Raw genomic sequence first — 2,844 nt, 5'->3', positions numbered from 1 at the left:
GTGTTGGTATAAATTGAAAGTGTTCTTTATTAACTATTTTAAATCATGAGGTTGAATGTAATGTGCGAGTCCGGCCTTCGCACCAAGTGATGCAATCAAGTCGCCCAAGGGCGGCTTTTTTTGTATCCATATTCTTCCGCTTTCATCCATACATACCTGTTAAGTAATGATCTTTTCCTGTGTTCGATGTATTCCTGATTTTCTGCTCTATCCACTCTTTTTTCTGTCAGCCAGCCAAAACACTGCACGCAATGTCGACATCTTTTATACAGAGTACGAGCAGCAGTACCAGCGTTGTTTTTCAGGTTTCGACATCTTACTTTGTGGTTGTCTGAAGGCGGCAGTTTCAGAACACATTCCATTCCTAATGACTTTGGCTTGTGACCATCCGAAGGCGTTTCTAACAGGTCACTCATACCATCCTGATCCTGGAAACAATGGTGGCTGTCCGTTGACAGCAGATACATGCGGCTAAAAATACGACAAAGTTTCTTGGTTTCAGGCACTTTGCATCAGTGAGTAAAAGGAGCAACCTAGCACCAGGTGCTATAGTCAAGGTAACAGGATGTCAGCCTGATGCGCGTATTTAAAACTAAATGATTCAGCAAGGCGGCTAAATCGCACGCAATTAAAGATAGTGAGTTATATCAGACTATTGAGGCGGCGATGCAAGGTAAGGCTGACGACCTCGGCGGGGGAGTATACAAGAAACGGCTGAACCAGAATCGCGATCGCGCCATTATCCTGGCGAAAGGTGGAGAACACTGGTTTTATACGTTTCTGTATGCCAAGCAGAATATGGCAAACATTGATAATCGCGAACTGGCTGGATTCCGCGAGTTAGCAAAGCACTACGCTGCCCTTGCTGATGAAAAGATTACGGCACTAATTAAGAGTAAAGAACTGGTGGAGATTTGCCATGACTGCAAAAAGTAAATTCAAGAGTCCTGCATTTGAGGCCATCCACAGCGCGGCTTCTGGATTATTCAGCGTCGATGCTATCCCGCAGGAAACAATGCGCAACTTTGATAAAGCGTGCCTCAACAATGTAGATGAGCTTCAACCCATTGAGATTAAGGCGCTGCGCGAGAAGCTAAACGTCAGCCAGCCCGTTTTTGCCAGCTACCTGAATACCAGCGTTTCGACAGTGCAAAAATGGGAAAGTGGAGCGAAGCGCCCTGGTGGGCTGGCGCTGAAACTGCTTACCGTGGTGCAGAAGCATGGATTGAAGGTGTTGGTTTGAGTTAGTTATACGTTGGATTGCTTCTAAAAGGGGTCTATATGTCTAGATTAGCCCCATAGATCACCAGACACTTCGCCTCTCTTAAAATAAGAGGTAGTGTTGGAACTATGTTTAACACCAGTCAGAATAATAAGATGGTTGAAGTGTTATCAGGACCTGAGCGGCGTCGGCGTCGTACACCGCAGGAAAAAATTGCCATTATTCAGCAAACTATGGAACCCGGTACGACCGTGTCTCATGTCGCGCGCCTGCATGGCATCAATGCAAACCAGATATTCAAATGGCGCAAGCAATATGAAGACGGTTCGCTGACGGCTGTTGCATCGGGCGAGGAAGTGGTGCCGGCCTCCGAGCTCGCTGCCGCCAATAAGCAAATCCGCGAGCTCCAGCGACTTCTGGGCAAAAAGACGATGGAAGCCGAGATCCTTAAAGAGGCCGTGGATTAAGAGTGTAGATGCAAAATGTTTTAGCTAAAATCCTTTTCATTCCGTTTTAAAGGAAGTTTCAGCACCTAACAATCTGAGGAAAGTCATTATGGATGATGATGGAATGAGAATTGTAATGTCGCCTGTACAGCTGGCGGCCGTACTTTCAGACAAGACAGTAACGGAAGCCGAGACTATCAGTAACAGACTGCTTGGTGGATTAGGCGTTTTGCTTGGCGGCGTTGAAATGGCCGGAGCAGCAACGTTATGTATAGCGCCAGAGCCAACTGGTCTGACTAAAGCAGGATGTATGGTCCTTGGCGCTCATAGCCTGGATAGCGTACATGCCGCGGCTCAGCAGATGATATCCGGTAGGGATACGCATTCAGCTACGTATCAGTTAGCAGTGAGCGCAGCCCGACAGCCAGGGGCTGATGAAGATACAGCATTAAAAATAGGTATGACGGCTGATATTGCTGTTCCGATTGGATTTGCAATAGCTATTGGCGCAGCAAGAGTCGCAGCTGTCAAAGCTGGCCGTGTCAGGCTGATCGAGCATGAATCCTTAATCGGATTAAAACCGGGCGGTCATACTCTGGCAAATCATGTAGGCAAAACAGACAGTGAACTGTTGGCTCGATTTGAACAAAATAAGCGGCTCATGATGTCGTCAACATTTAAAAATCTGAATGTTGCTGAGAGCGTTATTTCACGGGCGCTTTATATTAACCGGGATGGTATCAAATCTGCATTAGCTGGCGGTAAGCGAGGTGTACGTCTTACTATCAACTATCCTGCCGGACGTGAAATAGGATATGGATATGCCCGTGGAAATACCCAGCGAATAAACATGTACGCTGTGCGTATTGTTATTGATATTCAGGAATATAACGGGAAACCTTATTATATTCTTACCGCCTTCCCGACCCCATAGGTGAGTTATGCAAACTTTTTATCACCTTGATCAGTTGATTCAGGGCTATTTTAATCAGGATCACGACATCATTAATGATGATGAGGACACGGTTGAAGGCATTATTGGATTGTTCATAAAAGCTGCGCCGGAATGGATGTTGAAAGAGCTGATAGAAGAAGTCGATGATTTTATAGACAACTACAAAGAGCATCTGGATGAGGAGTTTAAAAACCGATATGGCTACGATTTTTCACCGGAGC

5 protein-coding genes and 1 pseudogene are annotated in these 2,844 nt (G+C 46.0%); 5 read left to right on the top strand and 1 reads right to left on the bottom strand.

Annotated elements, in window-relative coordinates; genetic code table 11:
* Positions 1-95 precede the first annotated feature (95 nt).
* Positions 96-416 carry a hypothetical protein gene (locus tag MYY08_RS18050; protein ID WP_288015253.1) on the bottom strand — a complete coding sequence of 107 codons (321 nt, stop codon included), beginning with the start codon at positions 414-416 and terminating at the stop codon, positions 96-98.
* Positions 417-627: 211 nt separating this feature from the next.
* Here MYY08_RS18050 and MYY08_RS18045 point away from each other — a divergent pair, with 211 nt between their 5' ends.
* The 5 genes and pseudogenes from MYY08_RS18045 to MYY08_RS18025 form a co-directional block, all read left to right on the top strand.
* Positions 628-936: a type II toxin-antitoxin system RelE/ParE family toxin gene (locus MYY08_RS18045; protein WP_288015256.1), complete on the top strand. Its 309-nt coding sequence runs from the start codon at positions 628-630 to the stop codon at positions 934-936.
* Positions 920-1,243 carry a helix-turn-helix domain-containing protein gene (locus MYY08_RS18040; RefSeq protein ID WP_288015251.1) on the top strand — a complete coding sequence of 108 codons (324 nt, stop codon included), beginning with the start codon at positions 920-922 and terminating at the stop codon, positions 1,241-1,243. The genes MYY08_RS18045 and MYY08_RS18040 overlap by 17 nt, the downstream gene beginning before the upstream one ends.
* 134 nt (positions 1,244-1,377) lie before the next feature.
* A pseudogene (locus MYY08_RS18035) lies at positions 1,378-1,686 on the top strand (transposase); the annotation flags it as partial.
* Positions 1,687-1,777: 91 nt separating this feature from the next.
* Positions 1,778-2,602, top strand: a complete 825-nt coding sequence (locus MYY08_RS18030) for an RNase A-like domain-containing protein (RefSeq protein ID WP_288015248.1) — start codon at positions 1,778-1,780, stop codon at positions 2,600-2,602.
* Between the two features lie 7 nt (positions 2,603-2,609).
* The coding region (locus MYY08_RS18025; protein ID WP_288015246.1) for a contact-dependent growth inhibition system immunity protein at positions 2,610-2,844 on the top strand (235 nt) is incomplete at its 3' end.

This window comes from Mixta sp. (assembly GCF_024610815.1).
Lineage (GTDB): Bacteria > Pseudomonadota > Gammaproteobacteria > Enterobacterales > Enterobacteriaceae > Mixta > Mixta calida.
This window is presented reverse-complemented; position numbering and strand designations above follow the sequence as displayed.